The organism is Streptomyces sp. NPDC007084 (genome assembly GCF_040703595.1).
Classification (GTDB): domain Bacteria; phylum Actinomycetota; class Actinomycetes; order Streptomycetales; family Streptomycetaceae; genus Streptomyces.
Genome location: NZ_JBEYFY010000011.1, coordinates 151,977 through 169,050, shown reverse-complemented (window position 1 = coordinate 169,050; position 17,074 = coordinate 151,977). Strand labels below are relative to the sequence as shown.

Here is a 17,074-nt window from a genome sequence, read left to right as displayed (position 1 = left end):
CGGCACGGGCTGCGGAGCGATCTGCGGCCCCGGCTGCGGGGCGGGCTGCGGGGCCGGATAGGCGGCGGCAGCGACCGGCTGCGGCTCGGAACGGGTCGGGGCCGGGGCGGGCTGCCGCTGGTCGGGGAAGATCACGGCGGCGGCCGGCCGTACCGGCGGAGCGGGCGGCAGGACGGCCCCGGGGGCGGGCGCGGGCTGCACCTGAGCGGCGGCGGCCCCGGGCCAGGCACCCGTCTGGGCGACGGTCCGGGCGGCCGGCGCCCGCAGCCCGGCCCCGTTGGTGGCGCCCACCAGACGGTCGACGGCCGCCGTACCCGAGCTGTAGCCGGTCCCTGTGCTCAGCTCCGGTACGGCGGCTCCCCTCCTGGACGCGTAGAGCACCTGCTCCAGGCCGGACACCAGGCGACGCACGTCGGACTGGGGGCGCACCACGAGTCTCAGGAAGCGGCTGGACGAACCGATCTTGTTGCCGCACTCGCGGACCAGGATGCGGTGCTCGGTGAGCAGCCGGTCCCGGACCACGGTCCCCTCGGCGCCCACGGGCAGGCGTACGAAGAGGAAGTTGCCCTGCGAGGGATAGACCGTCAGGCCGGGCAGCGCGGCGAGTTCGCGGGCCATGTCGAGCCGGTCGCGGCGGACCATGTGCAGGCTCTCCAGGTACTCGGCGCCGTGCTCCTTGAGCATGAACACCACGCTCTCCGCGAAGGAGTTGAGGTTCCACTTGGGCAGCATCGAGCGGACCCGGCCGGCCAGGGCGGGGTTCGCGACGAGATAGCCGAAGCGGATGCCGTGCAGGCCGAAGTTCTTGCCGAGGCTGCGCAGCACGATCACGTTGGGCCGCATGACCGCGTCCTCGACGACACTCGGCTCGGACTCGGCGTCGGCGAACTCCAGGAACGACTCGTCGATGACGATCAGGTCCAGGTCGGCCATCGCGTCCATGAACTGGATGACGGACTGGCGGGGCAGGAAGCCGCCGTCGGGGTTGTTCGGGTTGCACAGCACGGCGACCCGGGTGCCGCGGGCCCGGATGAACTTCGCGTACGCGGCGAGGTCGAGCGCGAAGCCGGTGGACTCCTGGAGCGGGAACATGTCGACCCGCTTGCCGGTCTCCATGGGCTGGTCGGTCCAGCGGCCGAAGGTGGGGACGGGTATCGCGAGGGACTCGCGGACCAGCAGATGGTCGATCCAGGTGATGAGTTCGGTGGAGCCGTTGCCCATCGCGACACACTGCGGCGGAAGCCGGAGCAGCGAGCACAGCTCGGCGGTGATGGTGTCGGCGCTGCTCGGGTAGTAGGTGATGATCTCCCGCAGCCGGCCCGCGAGTTCGTCGAACATCGCGGGGGTGGGGAAGTACGGGTTGCACGGAATGCAGAAGTCCAGGGGCCCGGCTCCGTCACCCTCCCGCGTCAGTGCGGCCATCGACGGGCTGTGCGCCGCGGTGCCGCGAAAGAGCGAGGTGACATTGCCTGCCATGGAACCTCCGTAGGGGGCGGGCCCGCTGGGGAGGACGGGCCCTTGGACGAGGGGTGGCCCGCGCGGGGGAGCACGGGCCGCCCTCCCATACGGACGCGGGGGCGAGGCTGTTCAATCGCCGGGAGAGGGGCGGATGGAGGGAAATGGCCGGGGGTGTCGCGTACCGGCCTGCCGGAACTTCCGGTTCCGCACAGAACTTTCACAGGCGCGCCTAGGAACGTGACCGAGAGCGAACTTAGTCTTCCCGCGTCATGGACTACTGCCACCCGTGCCGACGGCACCTCAACGGCGCCCTCGCCTGCCCCGGCTGCGGCACCCCGGCCGAGGCCCCACGCGCCCGGGAACCCCGGGTGCCCGACACCCGCCCCGCCACCCACGGGGAACGGGCCACCGCCCCGTCGTACGGCGAAGGGGCGTCGGACGGTCCGGTCAACTCCGCCTACGGCGAAGGGACTTCGGACGGTCCGGTCAACTCCGCCTACGGCGAAGGGACTTCGGACGGTCCGGTCAACTCCGCCTACGGCGAAGGGACTTCGGACGGCCCGGTCAACTCCGCCTACGGCGAAGGGACTTCGGGTGGCCCGGACGACGCGGAGGCGCTCGGCCCCGGGGCCGGTACCAGCCGGCGGGACCGCAAGGCCGCCGCCCATCGCAGGCGCCGCCGCCGCGCCCTGTTCGTCGCGGCGGGCTTCGTCCTCGCCGCCGGCGGCCTGAGCCTCGCCGAACTCGGCGTCGACGCACCCGGGTTGGGTCCCGGCCCGGCGGTGGCCGGCCGGCAGTCGCCGGACGGCTCCGCGGCCCGGGTGAAGGACTCGGCGCGGCCGAACGGCGACGCGGCGGCCCCCGCCGGTGCCTCCGCCGGCCGTACCTCCAAGGCCTCGGCGTCGGCCTCGCCCTCCGCCTCCGGTTCACCCTCCGTGTCCGCCTCCGCGACCAGCGGCACGGGCACGAAGGAGGACCAGTCGGTGAGCGCGGGCCCGCGCCCGGACCGGCCCACCTCGGCCGCGCCCGCCCCCTCGGCTCCCGGGACCTCGGCCCCCGCCACGACGGCCCCGACGACCCAGGCCCCGCCGCCGGACCCGACCCCCTCCAAGACGTGCAGCCGCTTCCTGTGGTGGTGCGCCTAGCGAACGCCCCACGGGGCCCGGCGAGTTCACGGGCCCCGTCAGCGCACGGCGCGCCCCGTGGTTCACGGCCCCGGCGGCTCACCGTGCCCGTCGGTTCACGCCGCCGTGTCGTCCGGTTCCACCATCCGGGACAGCAGGTCCCGCAGGGTGAGCCGCTCCTGTTCCGACAGGCCCGCCAGCGGCTCCCGCGCGAACTTCAGGGAGTCGCGCAGGCCGCCGGCCACCGCCCGTCCCTCGGCCGTCGCCGCCGCCAGCTTCACCCGGCGGTCCGCCGGGTCGGGGCGCCGCTCCACCAGGCCCCGCGCCTCCAGCCGGTCCACGATCCCCGTCACGTTCGACGGCTCGCACCGGAGCTTCTGCGCCAGCCGGCGCATCGGCAGCGGCTCCAGGGAGAGCAGGCTGAGCAGCCGCGCCTGCGCGCCGGTCAGGGCGTGCTCGGCGGCGGCGTCCTCGTACTCGTCGTGGTAGCGGGCCACGACCGTGCCGATCAGCTCGACGACCTCCAGGGTCAGCGGGTCGATCCGGGGTCTCTTCTGGGGAGCCATGCCGTCGAGCCTACCCCGTTACTTGACATCATGAAATATTCAGGAGCATGGTTGTTTCAGGTAGTGAAGTAGTTGGCATCGAGCTACCTGGTAGCCACGCCGTTGTTCACCGTTGAAAGGCGCACCCGCATGTCAGAGGCCGCTCAGCTCCCCTCCGTCAACCGTGAATGGCACCTGGTCAGCCGTCCCGTGGGCTGGCCGAAGCCCGAGGACTTCGCGCTGGTCGAGGCCGAGGTGCGGCAGCCGGGCCCGGGCCAGGTCCTGGTGCGCAACGCCTATGTCTCCGTCGACCCGTACATGCGCGGCCGGATGAGCGCCGCCAAGTCGTACGTCGCCCCCTTCGAGCTGGGCAAGACCATGCAGGGCGGTGCGGTCGGCGAGGTCGTCGCCTCGAACGCGGAGGGCATCGCCGTCGGCGACCACGTCCTGCACTTCTTCGGCTGGCGCGAGTACGCGGTGGTGGACGCCAAGCAGGCCGTCAAGGTCGACCCCGAGGCGGCGCCGCTCTCCACGTACCTCGGCGTGCTCGGCATGACCGGCCTCACCGCCTACGCCGGGCTGCTGCGCGTGGCGGACTTCAAGGAGGGCGACTCCGTCTTCGTGTCCGGCGCGGCCGGCGCGGTCGGCAGCCAGGTCGGCCAGATCGCCCGGCTCAAGGGCGCCTCGCGGGTCATCGGCTCCGCCGGCTCGGACGATAAGGTCAAGCTCCTGGTCGAGGAGTACGGCTTCGACGCGGCCTTCAACTACAAGAACGGCCCGGTCTCCCAGCAGCTCCGCGAGGCCGCCCCCGACGGCGTCGACGTCTACTTCGACAACGTGGGCGGCGACCACCTGGAGGCGGCGATCGGGTCCCTCAACCGGGACGGCCGCATCGCGATCTGCGGCATGATCTCCGTCTACAACAGCACCGAGGCCGTCCCCGGGCCGAAGAACCTGGCCCGCCTGATCCAGACCCGCGGCCGTATCCAGGGCTTCCTCGTCGGCGACCACTACGACCTCCAGGAGGAGTTCGTCCGGGAGGTCGGCGGCTGGGTGCGCTCCGGCGAGCTGAAGTACAACGAGACGGTCGTCGAGGGCATCGAGAACAATCTGGAGGCGTTCTTCGGCGTCCTGCGCGGCGACAACACCGGGAAGATGATCGTCAAGCTCTGAGCAAGGGCGGCCCTGTCGCCGGGCTTCCGGAATGCGGTAACTTCTTTCCGAAGTCGTCGCGATCGTGGGCGCGAGTCGCGGCGGCCGGCCAAGGAGGAGCGCACCGTATGTCCATCCAGCAGTCCGAGGTCCTGTACACCGCCGTCGCCACCGCCGAGAACGGCAGGGACGGCCGGGTCGCCACCGACGACGGCAAGCTCGACGTCGTCGTCAACCCGCCGAAGGAGATGGGCGGCAGCGGCGCCGGCACCAACCCGGAGCAGCTCTTCGCCGCCGGGTACAGCGCCTGCTTCCAGGGCGCCCTCGGTGTCGTGGCCCGGCAGGAGAACGCCGACATCACCGGGTCGACCGTCACCGCGAAGGTCGGCATCGGCAAGAACGACGACGGCTTCGGGATCATCGTGGAGATCTCCGCCGCGATCCCGAACGTCGACGCCGGCACCGCCCGCGCGCTCCTGGAGAAGGCCCACCAGGTCTGCCCGTACTCGAAGGCGACGCGCGGCAACATCACCGTGACCCTCGTCTGACGGCACCCGTCGCGAAACCCCGTGGAGGCCGCACCCGGAAAGGCGGGGTGCGGCCCCCTCCGCGCCCGGGGCGCACCCCGATAGGGTTCCCCCATGCGTGATCTCGGGGTGGGTTTCGGTCATCTGGTGCGCGGCCAGCGGTGGGTGGTCCGGCACGGCAAGCAGTACGGGTTCGGCCTGCTGCCCGGCCTCATCACGCTCGTGCTGTACGCGGCGGCGCTGGTCGCGCTCGCCCTGTACGGCGAGGACCTGGTCGCCTGGTCCACGCCGTTCGCCGACGACTGGTCGAGCCCCTGGCCGGGACTCTTCCGCGGTTTCCTGACCGCCGTGCTCTTCGCCCTCGCCCTGCTCCTCGCGGTCGTCACCTTCACCGCCGTGACCCTGCTGATAGGCCAGCCCTTCTACGAGAGCCTCTCCGAGAAGGTCGACCGCGACGTCTCCCCGGACGGCACGGCCCCCGAGTCGGGGCTGTCCCTCTGGCGCGAACTGTGGATCTCCGGCCGGGACAGCCTCCGGATCGTGGTGCGGGCCGCCTGCTGGGGCGTGCTCCTCTTCGCGCTCGGCTTCGTGCCGCTCGTCGGCCAGACCGTCGTCCCGGTGGTCGGCTTCTTCGTCACCGGCTTCTTCCTCACCGAGGAACTCGTCGCCGTCGCCCTGCAACGCCGAGGCGTCGACCTGCGGGGCCGCCTCACCCTGCTCCGCGCCCGCAAGACCCTGGTCTGGGGCTTCGGCACACCGCTGGCGGTCGCGTTCGTGGTGCCGTTCGTCGCGGTCTTCCTGATGCCGGGCGCCGTCGCCGGCGCCACCCTGATGGCCCGGGACCTGCTCGGCGAGGAGACCGGCGAGGGCGCGAGCGACGCCGAGGTCGCCGCCGCGGCGAATTCCCCCGAGGGCACCACGCCCGAGGGCGGCTCTCCCGAGGGCGGCTCTCCCGAGGGGGCGACTCCCCACCGGACCGCCGGCCAGGGAGCCGAAGGCACGGCGCAGACCCCCGCGCCGTAACCTCGCGCCGCCCGGCCCTCGGACGGAGAACGCCGCCGCCCGGCCCTCAGGCGGCGAACGCCGCCGTCCGGCTCAGACGGAGAACGCCGCCGCCGACGTCCGCAGGGCGGCCAGGAACGCCGTGCCCGCCGGGGTCAGGGACCGGCCCCGCGGCGTCGCCGCGTACACCGCCCGGGCCGGCGCCGCCTCGTCGCGGACCGGGAGCAGCGCGATGTCGGGCCGTACGGCCTCGGCGGCGAGCGCCGGGACCAGCGTCACCCCGAGCCCGGCGGCGACGTACCCCTGCTTGGCGGTCCAGTCGGCGACGACATGCGCGACGCGGGGCCGGAACCCGTGCCGCAGGGCGGCGTCGAGGAGGGTCCCCTCGGGGCGCCGGCTGCCGGAGATCCAGTCCTCGTCCGCGAGTTGGGGCAGCCGCACCGCGTCCTCGCCGGCCAGTGGATGGTGCGCGGGGACGGCCACGTAGAGGGACTCGTCCAGCAGATGGTGCAGCGTGCAGAGGTCCAGCGCGGCGCGGCCCGTCGTCGAGACGACCGCCAGATCGAGGCGTCCCGCGGCCAGCCGGTCGAGCAGGGCCGGGGTGAGCCCCTCCTCGCGGCCGAGCCGGACGGCGGGGTGCCGGGCGCGGAACGCCGCGATGGCCCGTGGCACCAGCGCCGCGTCCGCCGTCGCGAAGGCGCCCACCCGCAGCCGTCCGCCCGCCGCGTCGCGCAGCGCGGCCAGTTCCCGGCGCGCCCCGCGCAGCCGCTCCACGACCGACTCCGCGTGCGGTACGAGGATCAGCCCGGCCTCGGTCGGCCGGACACCCCGGGGGAGCCGGTCGAACAGCGGCGCCCCGCCGAGCGCGGCCTCCAGCGCGGAGATCTGCCGGGACACCGCCGACTGCGTCCACCCGAGCGTCCGCGCGGCCACGGTGAACGATCCGTGCCGGGTCACCTCCAGGAACACCCGGAGCCAGACGGTGGAGAGATCGGCGGCGTCACCCGGAACGGGCGGGGCCGCCGCCCCGCCGTGCGCCCGGGTCTTTGGTGAAGTTGCTCGCGGAAGACCCGCGTTGGCGGCTCCCGCCTCGGACGCGGAGCCGTCGGTCGGGGCGGACGGATCGTCGCCGTCATGCTGGATGGGCATGGCAGACATGCTAGACATTCGCTTGTCGCATCACAGGGGCCCCGCCTAGCGTCGTGGGCATGGAGAAGATCGCCTTTCTCGGGCTGGGACACATGGGCGCGCCCATGGCGGCCCGGCTCGTCGGCACACAGCACCCGTTGACCGTCTGGAACCGGAACGCCGAGAAGGCCGCGCCGCTCGTCGCCGCGGGCGCCGCGCTCGCCCCGACGCCCGCCGAGGCGGTACGCGGCGCGGACGTCGTGATCACGATGCTGGCCGGTCCCGCCGCCCTCGAAGCGGTCGCCGAGGCGATCGTGCCCGAACTGCGCCCGGGAGCCCACTGGGTGGAGATGTCGACGGTCGGCCCCGGCGCGGTCGGGAAGCTGGCGGCCCGGCTGGGGGAGAGGGTGACCCTGGTCGACGCGCCCGTCGTGGGCAGCGTCGACCGGGCGGCGGCGGGCCGGCTCGCCATTTTCGCGGGCGGCGCGGCGGACGGCGTCGCGGAGATCCTGGCCCGCCTCGGGACCGTCACCCGCACCGGCGCTTCCGGCTCCGGAGCCGCCCTCAAGCTCGTCCTCAACGCCGCCGCCCTCGGCGGAATCGCCCTGGTCGCCGAGGCCCTGGCCCTCGCGGACGCCCTCGGCCTGGACGAGGACACCGCCCGCGCCGCGCTGGCCGCGGGACCGCTCGGCGGCGCCGTCGGCCGCGCCCACGCCACGGACGTCCACTTCGCCGCCGCGCTCGCCGCCAAGGACCTCGCGCTCGCCACCGAGGGGGCCCGCCTTCCGGCCCTGGACGCCGTCGCGGAGCACTACCGGCGCGCCGCCGAGGACCCCGCCACCGCCCACGAGGACATCGTCCACACCGTCACCCGTATCCGCCGCACCTCCTGAGGAGCCCTCATGCGTGTCACCCTCGACAGCCCGGCCGCCGCGCCGCAGCCCGCCAACGCCTACTACTCCCAGGTCGCCCGCGTCGAACTCCCCGGCGGCGGAGCCCTGTTGTACCTCTCCGGACAGGTCGCCGAAGGGGCGGACCTCGCCGCCCAGAGCCGCGGGGTCTTCGAGACCGTCGCCGCGCTGCTCGCCGCCCACGGCGCGACACTGGACGACATCGTCAACATCCGGACCTACCTCACCGACCTCGACGACCTGCCCGCCTACGGCGCCGTACGCCGGGAGTTCCTCACCGGCACCCCGCCGACCAGCATGACCTTCGAGGTGTCGCGGCTGTTCCGGCCGGACGCGCTGGTGGAGGTGGAGGTCGTCGCGGCGGTCGGCGCCCCGGCGCCGGAGCACGCGTCGGGGTGGGGGGCCGCCGGTGCCGCGAGCGGCGTCAGTCCTCGCCCAGCAGCGTGAGGAAGTCGCGGAACGCGGCCGGCATGTCCACCGACTCCGGGTCCAGCAGCCACTGGTACTGGAGCCCGTCCATCACGGCCACCAGCAGCGGCGCGGCACGCTCCGGGGTGAGCCCGCTCGGCAGCCGCTCCCCGTACTCGGCCCGCAGCGCCGAGGCCATGCCCGCCCGCACCGCGGTGTAGCGCCGGGTGAAGAACTCGCGCGCCGGATGCCCCTCGGTGACGCTCTCGCCGAGCAGCGCGGCGAAGGTCTGGATGATCCCCGGCCGCATCGCGTTGTACTCGACCAGCGAGACGAGCAGATCGGAGCGCCAGGCGCCGTCCGGCACGGCGTCCCACTGGTCCCGCTCCTTGAGGACGGCGACGAGCAGCGCCTCCTTGGTGGGGAAGTGGTGCAGCAGCCCCTGCTGGGTGAGCCCGACCCGTTCGGCGACCGCGGCGAGGCTCGCCCCCCGGTAGCCGCGCTCGGCGATCACCTCCAGTGCCGCGCGCACGATCTCCGCGCGCCGCTCCTCACTCCTCGTCCTGGTCGCCATGGCGTCACCGTACGACATGCGCTCACCCCGCTTATAACGGCAGGGTAACGAAACCTACCGCTCTACAGGCACCCGGTGCAGGATGAGAGGGCGCAGACGGCTTTCAACGAGGAGGTGCCGGCATGACGGAGACAGCGGCGGACACGGCGAACGGCCCGCGGGGAGCGGAGGCGGCGCACGGCCCGCGCGAGGCGGACGCGGCCCGCGAGGCCGTGGTCGAGGCGGCCCTCGCCCGCCTCGACCTGGACGCCAAGACCCGCCTGCTGGCCGGCCAGGACATGTGGACGCTCCCGGCGCTGCCCGAGATCGGCCTGCCGTCCCTCGTCATGTCCGACGGCCCGATCGGCGTCCGCGGCGTCCACTGGACCGCCGACGACCCCTCCGTCGCGCTGCCCTCGCCCACCGCGCTCGCCGCCACCTGGGACCCGGAGCTGGCCCGCCGCGCCGGCACCCTCCTCGCCCAGGAGGCCCGCCGCAAGGGCGTGCACGTCCTGCTCGCCCCGACCGTGAACCTGCACCGCTCCCCGCTCGGCGGCCGTCACTTCGAGGCCTACAGCGAGGACCCGCTGCTGACCGGCGCGATCGGCGCCGGCTATGTGAGGGGCGTGCAGTCCGGCGGGGTCGGCACCACCGTCAAGCACTTCGTCGCCAACGACGCCGAGACCGACCGGTTCACCGTCGACAACCGCGTCTCCGAACGCGCCCTGCGCGAGCTGTACCTGGCGCCCTTCGAGACCATCGTGACCACCGCCCGCCCGTGGGGCGTCATGACCGCCTACAACAAGGTCAACGGCACCACGATGACCGAGCACCACCACCTCGTGAACGAGGTCCTGCGCGGCGAATGGGGCTTCGACGGCTTCAACGTCTCCGACTGGATGGCCGGCCGCGCCACCAAGGCCGCCATCGAGGGCGGCCTCGACGTCGCCATGCCCGGCCCCCGCACCGTCTACGGCCCCGCCCTCGCCGCCGCCGTCCGGTCCGGCGAGGTGGCCGAGGCCACCGTCGACACGGCCGTCCGCAACGTACTGCGCCTCGCCGCCCGCGTCGGTATCCTCCAGGGCGCCGAACCCGTCGTCACCGAGCCGCCCGCACCCCTCGACGGCCCGGCGCTGGCCCGCGAGATCGCCCGCCGCTCCTTCGTCCTCGTCCGCAACGAAGGCGCCCTGCCGCTCCCGCGAGGACAGCGGGTCGCCCTCATCGGAGCCGCCGCCCGCGACGCCCGCGTCCTCGGCGGCGGCTCCGCCACCGTCTTCCCCGCCCACGTCGTCTCGCCCCTCGACGGCCTCACCGCCGCCCTCCCCGAGGGCACTCTCGGCTACGCCGTCGGCGCCGACCCCACCGTCGAACTCCCCGTCGCCGACAAGGGGTTCGCGCTGCGCGCCATCTGCCGCGACGCCTCGGGCACGGTCATCGGCACCGGCTCCGCCCCGAACGGGCAGATCCAGTGGATGGGCGACGACCTGCCCGAGGGCGTCACCCACGAGGCCCTGCGCACCGTCGAACTCACCGGCACCTTCACCCCGCGCGACACCGGCCCGCACACCTTCGGCATCAAGGGCCTCGGCGCGTTCACCCTCACCGTCGACGGCACGACGTACTTCGACGACGTCCAGGGCACCGACAAGGACGACCCCTTCATCACCTTCTTCGGCGCCCCCGTCCCGCGCGGACAGGTCGAACTCACCGCCGGACAGCCGGTCGAGGTCTCCCTCACCCACGTGGTCGTCTTCCCCGAGGACGTCCCGATGAAGGTCGTCGGCTTCTCGCTCGCCCACCAGGAGCCGGTGCGCGACCCCGACGAGCTGATCGCCGAGGCCGTCGAGGCGGCCCGCGCCGCCGACACCGCCGTCGTCGTGGTCGCCACCACCGACCGCGTCGAGTCCGAGGGCTTCGACCGGACCGACCTGAGGCTCCCCGGCCGCCAGGACGAACTGGTGCACGCCGTCGCCGCCGCCAACCCGAACACCGTCGTGGTCGTCAACTCCGGCTCCCCGGTGGAACTTCCGTGGCGCGACGAGGTCGCCGCCGTGCTGCTGAGCTGGTTCCCCGGCCAGGAGGGCGGCGCCGCCCTCGCCGACGTCCTCACCGGCGCCCACGAACCCGGCGGACGCCTCCCCACCACCTGGGGCTCCCTCGCCGACGCCCCGGTGACCCAGGTCACCCCCGTCGACGGCGAACTCCCGTACACGGAGGACGTGTTCATCGGCTACCGCGCCTGGGAGAAGGAGGGCCGGACCCCGTCGTACGCCTTCGGCCACGGCCTCGGCTACACCGAGTGGACGTACGAGTCGATCGCGGTCGAGGGCGGCACCGTGACCGTCCGCGTCCGCAACACCGGTGAGCGCGCCGGACGCGAGGTCGTCCAGGTCTACCTGGCCCCCGTCGAGCCGGACGCCGAGCGGCCCGCCCGGGTGCTCGCCGGATTCGCCGCCGTCGAGGCGGCACCCGGCGACAGCGCCGAGGCCGTCGTGGAACTCCCGCGCCGCGCCTTCGAGATCTGGGACACCGCCGCCGGCGGCTGGGCGTTTGTGAAGGGTTCGTACGAGATTCAGGCAGGGCGTTCCCTCACGGACCGCCGACTGCGCACGATCATCGAGGCGTAACCGTTCGCACGCCCCCTTGAGCAGCCCCGGTCCGGAACCTGACCTCCGGACCGGGGCTCGCCCTTTCCCGCAGGACGCGGGCGCGCGGGCCCCCGGACGCGCGGGCCGTCAGGCGCGCGCGGAGAACGCGTACACCGTCTCCGACCGGTACACCCCGCCCGGCCGCAGCTCGGTGCTCGGGAACTCCGGCCGGTTCGGCGAGTCCGGGAAGTGCTGGGTCTCCAGCGCGATCCCGTCGTTGGGCGCGAAGGGCGCGTCCAGGTGGTCGGCCGTGTAGAACTGGACGCCCGGTTCGGTGGTCGCGACCGTCAGCACCCGCCCGGACGCCGGGTCGTGCAGCTCCGCGACCTCGACCGGAGCGTCCGTGATCCCCTTGTCCAGCACGAAGTTGTGGTCGTAGCCCGCGCCCGTCTTGCGCGCCGCGCGGAAGTCGAAGCGGGTGCCCTCGACGGACTCCAGCTCCCCGGTCGGGATGAGGTCCGCGTCCACCGGCGTCAACCGCGAGGCGTCCAGCCGCAGTTCGTGCCCGATCGCGCTGCCGGACCCGCTCAGGTTCCAGTACGTGTGGTTCGTCAGGTTGACCACCGTCGGCGCGGACGTGACCGCCTCGTAGGCGATGCGCAGCGCGCCCCGCTCGTCCAGCGTGTACGTCGCGGAGACCTCCAAGCGGCCCGGGAAGCCCTCCTCGCCGTGCGGACTGACCCGGGACAGCCGCACCCCGTGTTCGACCGGCACCGCGTCCCACACCCGCTTGTCGAAGCCGCCGTCGCCGCCGTGCAGCGAGTTGGGGCCGTTGTTCGGCGCCAGATGGTAGGTCACCCCGTCGAGCGGGAAGCGCGCCCCGCCGATCCGGTTCGCGTACCGCCCCACCAGCGCCCCGAGATACGGCTCCGGATGCTCCACGTACCCCGCCAGATCGGGGAAGCCCAGCGTGACGTCGAGGACCCGCCCGTCCCGGTCCGGCACCTCGGCCGACTGCACGATCCCGCCGTACGTGAGCACACGCACCCGGACCCCGGCCCGCTCCAGCGTGAAGCGATGGACGGGGGTGCCGTCGGAAAGTGTGCCGAAAAGTTCGCTCATGACGGAAACCCTAGGTGACGGGCTTCCGGGAGGTAACGGTCCGGTAGGCGATCTCCGCGAGTCGGGCCTGTCCGTCCGTGCTCGGGTGGAACCAGTCCCAGTGACTCAGCTGGTCCGTGCCGAAGCGGTAGTCGAACACCGCGTTCCCGTCGAAGCGGCAGTGGGTGTCCTTGGCGCACACCTCGCGCAGCACCCGGTTGTAGTCCTCGACCCGCTCCCGCACCCGGTCCCGGCGCAGCGTGGCCGCCGAGGTCAGCGAGTCGGCGTCGCCCAGCATCGAGGGGCAGATGCCCAGCTTCCAGATCTGCTTGCCCAGCGCGTTGCCCCGCCCCTGGGACCACAGCCGCTTCAGGTCCGGCACGCTCGACACGTACACCTGGGTCCGGGGCAGCTTCCGGCGCAGGGTGCCCATGGCGTCCTCGAACTGCTCGCGGAAGGCGTCGACGGAGGTCATCGCCGAGGTGGAGGCGCGGCACGCGTCGTTGGCGCCCGCCATCACCGTGACCAGATCCGGCTTGCGGGTCGCCGCCTGCGCCATCTGGCCCGGCAGGTCGGCCATCCGGGCGCCGGTCACCGCGTAGTTCCAGCTCCGCTCGGCCGCCCCCGCCGTGCCCAGCAGCCGGACGGCGAGGCTTCGCACCCGCGGGTCGCTGCCGGTCGCCCAGGACACCTCGGGGCAGTCGGACAGCACGCTGCACGCGTCGAACCCCCGGGTGATGGAGTCGCCGACCGCGGCCACCGACCGCGGGCTGCGGTCCCAGGCGGGCGTCGGCTTCGGGGACGCGTGGCTCCCCCCGCCGCTGGGCGCCGAGGAGGCGCCGCCGGAGGCGTCGCACCCCGCGGCCCCGAGGAGGGCCGCCAGCGCGACGGCGAGGACGGCCCGTGAACGCCGGCCGCGATTGCGCATCCCGTGGTCTCCTCGTTCGTCGTACAGGGTTGGCCGGCACCGCCCCGGGCGGGCCGGTCGCACCACGTCGCACACGGCCGGTCACCCGCGCTCCACGCGCGGCCGGACCGGCTCCAGGGCCGCGTCCGAACCCCTGACAGGAGGTCAGGACGCGTCCCGCCGGGTGAAACCTCTCGGTTCACGGCGCCTGGACCGACGGTACGTCACACTCCTCGCGTCACCGCACGGTAGCCTCGCCCCGTGGCCGCCCTGCCACTGCCGTTCCGCTAAGTTACAAGATGTCTCGCTCTGTCCGGAGGCCCCAGTGACGACACGTGGAGTTCTCTACGTGCACTCCGCGCCCCGCGCGTTGTGCCCGCATGTCGAGTGGGCGGTCGCGGGGGTGCTCGGCACGCGCGTCAACCTCGACTGGATCCGGCAGCCCGCCGCCCCCGGCACCTGGAGATCCGAGTTCTCCTGGAAGGGCGAGGCCGGCACCGCCTCCCAGCTCGCCTCCGCCCTGCGCGGCTGGCACCTGCTGCGCTTCGAGGTCACCGCCGAACCCTGCCCCACCGCCGAGGGCGAGCGCTACAGCTGCACCCCCGAACTGGGCATCTTCCACGCGGTCACCGGCATCCACGGCGACATCCTCATCCCCGAGGACCGGCTGCGCGCCGCCCTGCTGCGCTCCCAGCGCGGCGAGAGCGACCTGGAGGCCGATCTCTCCAAGCTCCTCGGCAAGCCCTGGGACGACGAACTGGAGCCCTTCCGCTACGCCGGCGAGGGCGCCCCGGTCCGCTGGCTGCACCAGGTGGTCTGACCCCGGCCGAGAACGCGCCGAACGGCGTGTGGCCCGTACCCCGGAATCCGGGGTACGGGCCACACACCGTTCAAAGGCGGGGAGAGCGGCGTCAGATCGTGCGGAACGCCAGCACCACGTTGTGGCCGCCGAACCCGAACGAGTCGTTCAGGGCGGCGATCCGGCCCTCGACGGGCAGCTTGCGCGCCTCGCCGCGGACGATGTCGGCGGCGGCCTCGGCCTCGGGGTCGAGGTTCTCCACGTTGATGGTCGGCGGCGCGATCCGGTGGTACAGCGCGAGCACGGCCGCGACCGACTCCACGCCACCGGCGCCACCGAGGAGGTGACCGGTCATCGACTTGGTCGCGGACACCGCGAAGTGGTCGGCGTCGTCGCCGAACACCTTGCGCAGCGCCTTCAGCTCGGCCACGTCACCGGCCGGCGTCGAGGTGGCGTGCGCGTTCACGTGCACGATCTCGGCCGGGTCCAGGTCGGTGTTGTCGAGCAGATTCTGCAGGGCGTGCGAGATGCCGCGGCCCTCGGGCTCGGGCTGCACGATGTCGTGCGCGTCGGCCGAGATGCCCTGGCCCACCGCCTCGGCGTACACCCGCGCGCCGCGCTTGGCGGCGTGCTCGGCGGACTCCAGGACGAGCACACCGGCGCCCTCGCCGAGGACGAAGCCGTCCCGGGCGATGTCGTAGGGGCGCGAGGCGCCCTGCGGGTCGTCGTTGTTCTTGGACATCGCCATCATGTTGCCGAACGCGGCGATCGGCAGCGGGTGGATGGCCGCCTCGGTGCCGCCGGCGACGACGACGTCGGCGCGGCCCGTGCGGATCATCTCGACGGCGTAGCCGATGGCCTCGGCGCCGGAGGCGCACGCGGAGACCGGGGTGTGCACGCCGGCGCGGGCGCCGACGGCGAGACCCACGTTGGCGGACGGGCCGTTCGGCATCAGCATCGGGACGGTGTGCGGGGAGACCCGGCGTACGCCCTTCTCCTTCAGCACGTCGTACTGGTCGAGCAGGGTCGTCACGCCGCCGATGCCGGAGGCGATGACGGCGCCCAGCCGGTCGGGGTCGACGCTCGGGTCCTCGCCCGCCTTGTCGGTGAAACCGGCGTTCGCCCAGGCCTCCTTGGCCGCGATCAGCGCGAACTGCGCCGAGCGGTCCAGGCGGCGGGCCTGCGGGCGGGGGATGACCTCGCTCGGCTCCACGGCGATCTGCGCCGCGATACGGACCGCCTGGTCGGCGGCCCACTCCTGCTCCAGGGGGCCGACACCGGAACGTCCGGCGACCAGGCCCTCCCAGGTAGAGGCTGCGTCGCCACCCAGCGGTGTGGTTGCGCCGATACCGGTGACGACCACGGTGCGATTGGTCGGGCTCACGGGAATTCTTTCTCCAACGGATACGAGGATTCAGCGGCGCCACCGCCGGGTGGCGGGGCATCAGCCCAGGCGGACCAGGGCACGGCGGCCGGGCGAGCCCGGACGGCCGGCCCAGGTGATCCGAGGATCAGGCCTGGTGCTTGAGGATGTAGTCGGTGGCGTCACCGACCGTCTTGAGGTTCTTGACGTCGTCGTCCGGGATCTTGACGTCGAAGCGCTCTTCGGCGGCGACGACGACCTCGACCATGGACAGCGAGTCGACGTCCAGGTCGTCGGTGAAGGACTTGTCCGTCTGGACGTCCTCGGTGGGGATCCCGGCGATCTCGTTGACGATCTCGGCGAGACCTTCGACGATCTCTTCCTGAGTGGCGGCCATGTCAGGCGCTCCTTCGGTGTGTTTACAGAGGGTGGCGGTGTTCCGTACGGACCGGATGATCCGGCACGGAGTGCCTAGGGGAGGGTAACGACCGTCGCGGCGTACACGAGACCCGCCCCGAAGCCGATGACGAGCGCGGTGTCGCCGCTCTTCGCCGCTCCGGTCGCCAGGAGCCGCTCCATCGCGAGCGGGATCGAGGCGGCCGAGGTGTTGCCGGTGGTGCGCACGTCACGCGCGACCGTGACGTGCTCCGGCAGTTTGAGGGTCTTCACCATCGAGTCGATGATCCGCTCGTTGGCCTGGTGGGGAATGAAGACGTCCAGGTCGGCCGGGCTGATCCCGGCCGCGTCCAGTGCCTGCTGCGCGACCTTCGCCATCTCGAACACGGCCCAGCGGAAGACCGCCTGGCCCTCCTGCGTGATGGCGGGGAACTTGACCTCGCCCTTGGAGTCGAGCGGCAGCTCGGACACGTCGCCGCTCCGGAAACGGTCCCAGGACACCGTCTGCTTGATCGTTCCGGCTTTGTCGCCCTCGCTGCCCCACACGGTCGGGCCGATGTGCGGCTCGTCCGAGGGGCCCACGACGACCGCGCCCGCGCCGTCACCGAACAGGAAGGCCGTCGCGCGGTCCTCCAGGTCGGTCAGGTCGGACAGCCGCTCCACGCCGATGACGAGGACGTACTCGGCCGAACCCTCCACGATCATGCCCTTGGCGAGGGTCAGGCCGTAGCCGAAGCCCGCGCAGCCGGCCGAGATGTCGAAGGCCGCGGCCTTGTCCGTGCCGAGCTTGTCGGCGATCTCGGTGGCGATGGCGGGGGTCTGCGCGAAGTGCGACACGGTGGAGACCACCACGGCGCCGATCTGGTCGGCGTTGATCCCGGCGTCGGCGATGGCCTTGCCGGACGCCTCGACCGACATCGCGGCGACGGTCTCCTCGTCGGAGGCCCAGTGCCGGGTCTCGATCCCGGAGCGCGAACGGATCCACTCGTCGGAGGAGTCGATCGTCTCCAGGATCACCTCGTTGGGCACCACACGGACCGGGCGGTATCCGCCGACGCCGAGAATGCGCGCGAACGGAGCGCCCTTGGGTGCCTTGATCTTCGACATGCTCT

General features: G+C 73.1%; 17 protein-coding genes. 8 read left to right on the top strand and 9 right to left on the bottom strand.

The window, feature by feature from the left end:
- A partial coding sequence (locus AB0912_RS13130) for a histidinol-phosphate transaminase (protein WP_366698811.1) occupies positions 1-1,476 on the bottom strand: 1,476 nt, incomplete at its 3' end.
- 251 nt (positions 1,477-1,727) lie between these two features.
- On the opposite strand from AB0912_RS13130, the gene AB0912_RS13125 reads away from it, so the two are divergent.
- Positions 1,728-2,603, top strand: coding sequence for a hypothetical protein (locus AB0912_RS13125; protein ID WP_366698809.1), 876 nt, complete (start codon positions 1,728-1,730; stop codon positions 2,601-2,603).
- 95 nt (positions 2,604-2,698) lie between these two features.
- Here the strand turns inward: AB0912_RS13125 and AB0912_RS13120 are convergent, their stop codons facing one another.
- Entirely contained in the window at positions 2,699-3,148 is a 450-nt protein-coding gene (locus tag AB0912_RS13120; RefSeq protein ID WP_366698807.1) for a MarR family transcriptional regulator, read from the bottom strand.
- 129 nt (positions 3,149-3,277) lie between these two features.
- On the opposite strand from AB0912_RS13120, the gene AB0912_RS13115 reads away from it, so the two are divergent.
- The 3 genes from AB0912_RS13115 to AB0912_RS13105 all read left to right on the top strand — a co-directional run bounded on the left by AB0912_RS13115 (position 3,278) and on the right by AB0912_RS13105 (position 5,829).
- Complete coding sequence (locus tag AB0912_RS13115; RefSeq protein WP_366698805.1) at positions 3,278-4,300, top strand: NADP-dependent oxidoreductase; 1,023 nt, start codon at positions 3,278-3,280, stop codon at positions 4,298-4,300.
- Between the two features lie 107 nt (positions 4,301-4,407).
- The gene (locus tag AB0912_RS13110; RefSeq protein ID WP_366698803.1) at positions 4,408-4,827 is read left to right on the top strand and encodes an organic hydroperoxide resistance protein; all 420 of its coding nucleotides are present in this window, start codon (positions 4,408-4,410) and stop codon (positions 4,825-4,827) included.
- 93 nt (positions 4,828-4,920) lie between these two features.
- Entirely contained in the window at positions 4,921-5,829 is a 909-nt protein-coding gene (locus AB0912_RS13105; RefSeq protein ID WP_366698801.1) for an EI24 domain-containing protein, read from the top strand.
- A 72-nt stretch (positions 5,830-5,901) separates the two neighbouring features.
- Here AB0912_RS13105 and AB0912_RS13100 read toward each other — a convergent pair whose 3' ends face one another.
- Positions 5,902-6,957 carry a LysR family transcriptional regulator gene (locus AB0912_RS13100; protein WP_366698799.1) on the bottom strand — a complete coding sequence of 352 codons (1,056 nt, stop codon included), beginning with the start codon at positions 6,955-6,957 and terminating at the stop codon, positions 5,902-5,904.
- A gap of 59 nt (positions 6,958-7,016) precedes the next feature.
- Between AB0912_RS13100 and AB0912_RS13095 the strand changes: the two genes are divergently transcribed.
- Both AB0912_RS13095 and AB0912_RS13090 read left to right on the top strand, forming a co-directional pair.
- Positions 7,017-7,829, top strand: a complete 813-nt coding sequence (locus AB0912_RS13095) for an NAD(P)-binding domain-containing protein (RefSeq protein ID WP_366698796.1) — start codon at positions 7,017-7,019, stop codon at positions 7,827-7,829.
- Between the two features lie 9 nt (positions 7,830-7,838).
- The gene (locus AB0912_RS13090; RefSeq protein ID WP_366698794.1) at positions 7,839-8,294 is read left to right on the top strand and encodes a RidA family protein; all 456 of its coding nucleotides are present in this window, start codon (positions 7,839-7,841) and stop codon (positions 8,292-8,294) included.
- On the opposite strand, the gene AB0912_RS13085 is transcribed toward AB0912_RS13090, so the two are convergent.
- Positions 8,272-8,847 carry a TetR family transcriptional regulator gene (locus tag AB0912_RS13085; protein ID WP_366698792.1) on the bottom strand — a complete coding sequence of 192 codons (576 nt, stop codon included), beginning with the start codon at positions 8,845-8,847 and terminating at the stop codon, positions 8,272-8,274. The two genes, AB0912_RS13090 and AB0912_RS13085, sit on opposite strands and share 23 nt — an antisense overlap.
- A 104-nt stretch (positions 8,848-8,951) precedes the next feature.
- On the opposite strand from AB0912_RS13085, the gene AB0912_RS13080 reads away from it, so the two are divergent.
- Positions 8,952-11,435 (top strand): glycoside hydrolase family 3 C-terminal domain-containing protein, encoded by a 2,484-nt coding sequence (locus AB0912_RS13080; protein ID WP_366698790.1) that lies wholly within the window; start codon positions 8,952-8,954, stop codon positions 11,433-11,435.
- Between the two features lie 108 nt (positions 11,436-11,543).
- On the opposite strand, the gene AB0912_RS13075 is transcribed toward AB0912_RS13080, so the two are convergent.
- Together AB0912_RS13075 and AB0912_RS13070 are read right to left on the bottom strand one after the other, a co-directional pair.
- Positions 11,544-12,518, bottom strand: coding sequence for an aldose epimerase family protein (locus AB0912_RS13075; protein WP_366698788.1), 975 nt, complete (start codon positions 12,516-12,518; stop codon positions 11,544-11,546).
- Positions 12,519-12,528: 10 nt separating this feature from the next.
- On the bottom strand, positions 12,529-13,425 hold the full coding sequence (locus AB0912_RS13070) for an SGNH/GDSL hydrolase family protein (protein ID WP_366698786.1): 897 nt from the start codon (positions 13,423-13,425) through the stop codon (positions 12,529-12,531).
- 304 nt (positions 13,426-13,729) lie between these two features.
- Between AB0912_RS13070 and AB0912_RS13065 the strand changes: the two genes are divergently transcribed.
- On the top strand, positions 13,730-14,224 hold the full coding sequence (locus tag AB0912_RS13065; RefSeq protein ID WP_366698784.1) for a DUF3145 domain-containing protein: 495 nt from the start codon (positions 13,730-13,732) through the stop codon (positions 14,222-14,224).
- 91 nt (positions 14,225-14,315) lie between these two features.
- Here the strand turns inward: AB0912_RS13065 and fabF are convergent, their stop codons facing one another.
- From fabF to AB0912_RS13050, 3 genes are all read right to left on the bottom strand, one after another.
- Positions 14,316-15,587, bottom strand: coding sequence for a beta-ketoacyl-ACP synthase II (fabF, locus tag AB0912_RS13060; RefSeq protein WP_366698782.1), 1,272 nt, complete (start codon positions 15,585-15,587; stop codon positions 14,316-14,318).
- 127 nt (positions 15,588-15,714) lie between these two features.
- Complete coding sequence (locus tag AB0912_RS13055; RefSeq protein ID WP_366698780.1) at positions 15,715-15,963, bottom strand: acyl carrier protein; 249 nt, start codon at positions 15,961-15,963, stop codon at positions 15,715-15,717.
- Positions 15,964-16,037: 74 nt separating this feature from the next.
- The gene (locus AB0912_RS13050; RefSeq protein WP_366698778.1) at positions 16,038-17,069 is read right to left on the bottom strand and encodes a ketoacyl-ACP synthase III; all 1,032 of its coding nucleotides are present in this window, start codon (positions 17,067-17,069) and stop codon (positions 16,038-16,040) included.
- Positions 17,070-17,074 lie beyond the last annotated feature (5 nt).

Excerpts from the sequence above, each read along its gene's own strand:
- AB0912_RS13095 (WP_366698796.1), top strand. The coding sequence starts at position 7,017 with ATGGAGAAGATCGCCTTTCTCGGGCTGGGACACATGGGCGCGCCCATG.
- AB0912_RS13085 (WP_366698792.1), bottom strand. The coding sequence starts at position 8,847 with ATGTCGTACGGTGACGCCATGGCGACCAGGACGAGGAGTGAGGAGCGG.
- AB0912_RS13050 (WP_366698778.1), bottom strand. The coding sequence starts at position 17,069 with ATGTCGAAGATCAAGGCACCCAAGGGCGCTCCGTTCGCGCGCATTCTC.
- AB0912_RS13100 (WP_366698799.1), bottom strand. The coding sequence starts at position 6,957 with ATGCCCATCCAGCATGACGGCGACGATCCGTCCGCCCCGACCGACGGC.
- AB0912_RS13105 (WP_366698801.1), top strand. The coding sequence starts at position 4,921 with ATGCGTGATCTCGGGGTGGGTTTCGGTCATCTGGTGCGCGGCCAGCGG.
- AB0912_RS13055 (WP_366698780.1), bottom strand. The coding sequence starts at position 15,963 with ATGGCCGCCACTCAGGAAGAGATCGTCGAAGGTCTCGCCGAGATCGTC.
- AB0912_RS13080 (WP_366698790.1), top strand. The coding sequence starts at position 8,952 with ATGACGGAGACAGCGGCGGACACGGCGAACGGCCCGCGGGGAGCGGAG.
- AB0912_RS13110 (WP_366698803.1), top strand. The coding sequence starts at position 4,408 with ATGTCCATCCAGCAGTCCGAGGTCCTGTACACCGCCGTCGCCACCGCC.
- AB0912_RS13115 (WP_366698805.1), top strand. The coding sequence starts at position 3,278 with ATGTCAGAGGCCGCTCAGCTCCCCTCCGTCAACCGTGAATGGCACCTG.
- AB0912_RS13090 (WP_366698794.1), top strand. The coding sequence starts at position 7,839 with ATGCGTGTCACCCTCGACAGCCCGGCCGCCGCGCCGCAGCCCGCCAAC.
- AB0912_RS13125 (WP_366698809.1), top strand. The coding sequence starts at position 1,728 with ATGGACTACTGCCACCCGTGCCGACGGCACCTCAACGGCGCCCTCGCC.
- AB0912_RS13075 (WP_366698788.1), bottom strand. The coding sequence starts at position 12,518 with ATGAGCGAACTTTTCGGCACACTTTCCGACGGCACCCCCGTCCATCGC.
- AB0912_RS13120 (WP_366698807.1), bottom strand. The coding sequence starts at position 3,148 with ATGGCTCCCCAGAAGAGACCCCGGATCGACCCGCTGACCCTGGAGGTC.
- AB0912_RS13070 (WP_366698786.1), bottom strand. The coding sequence starts at position 13,425 with ATGCGCAATCGCGGCCGGCGTTCACGGGCCGTCCTCGCCGTCGCGCTG.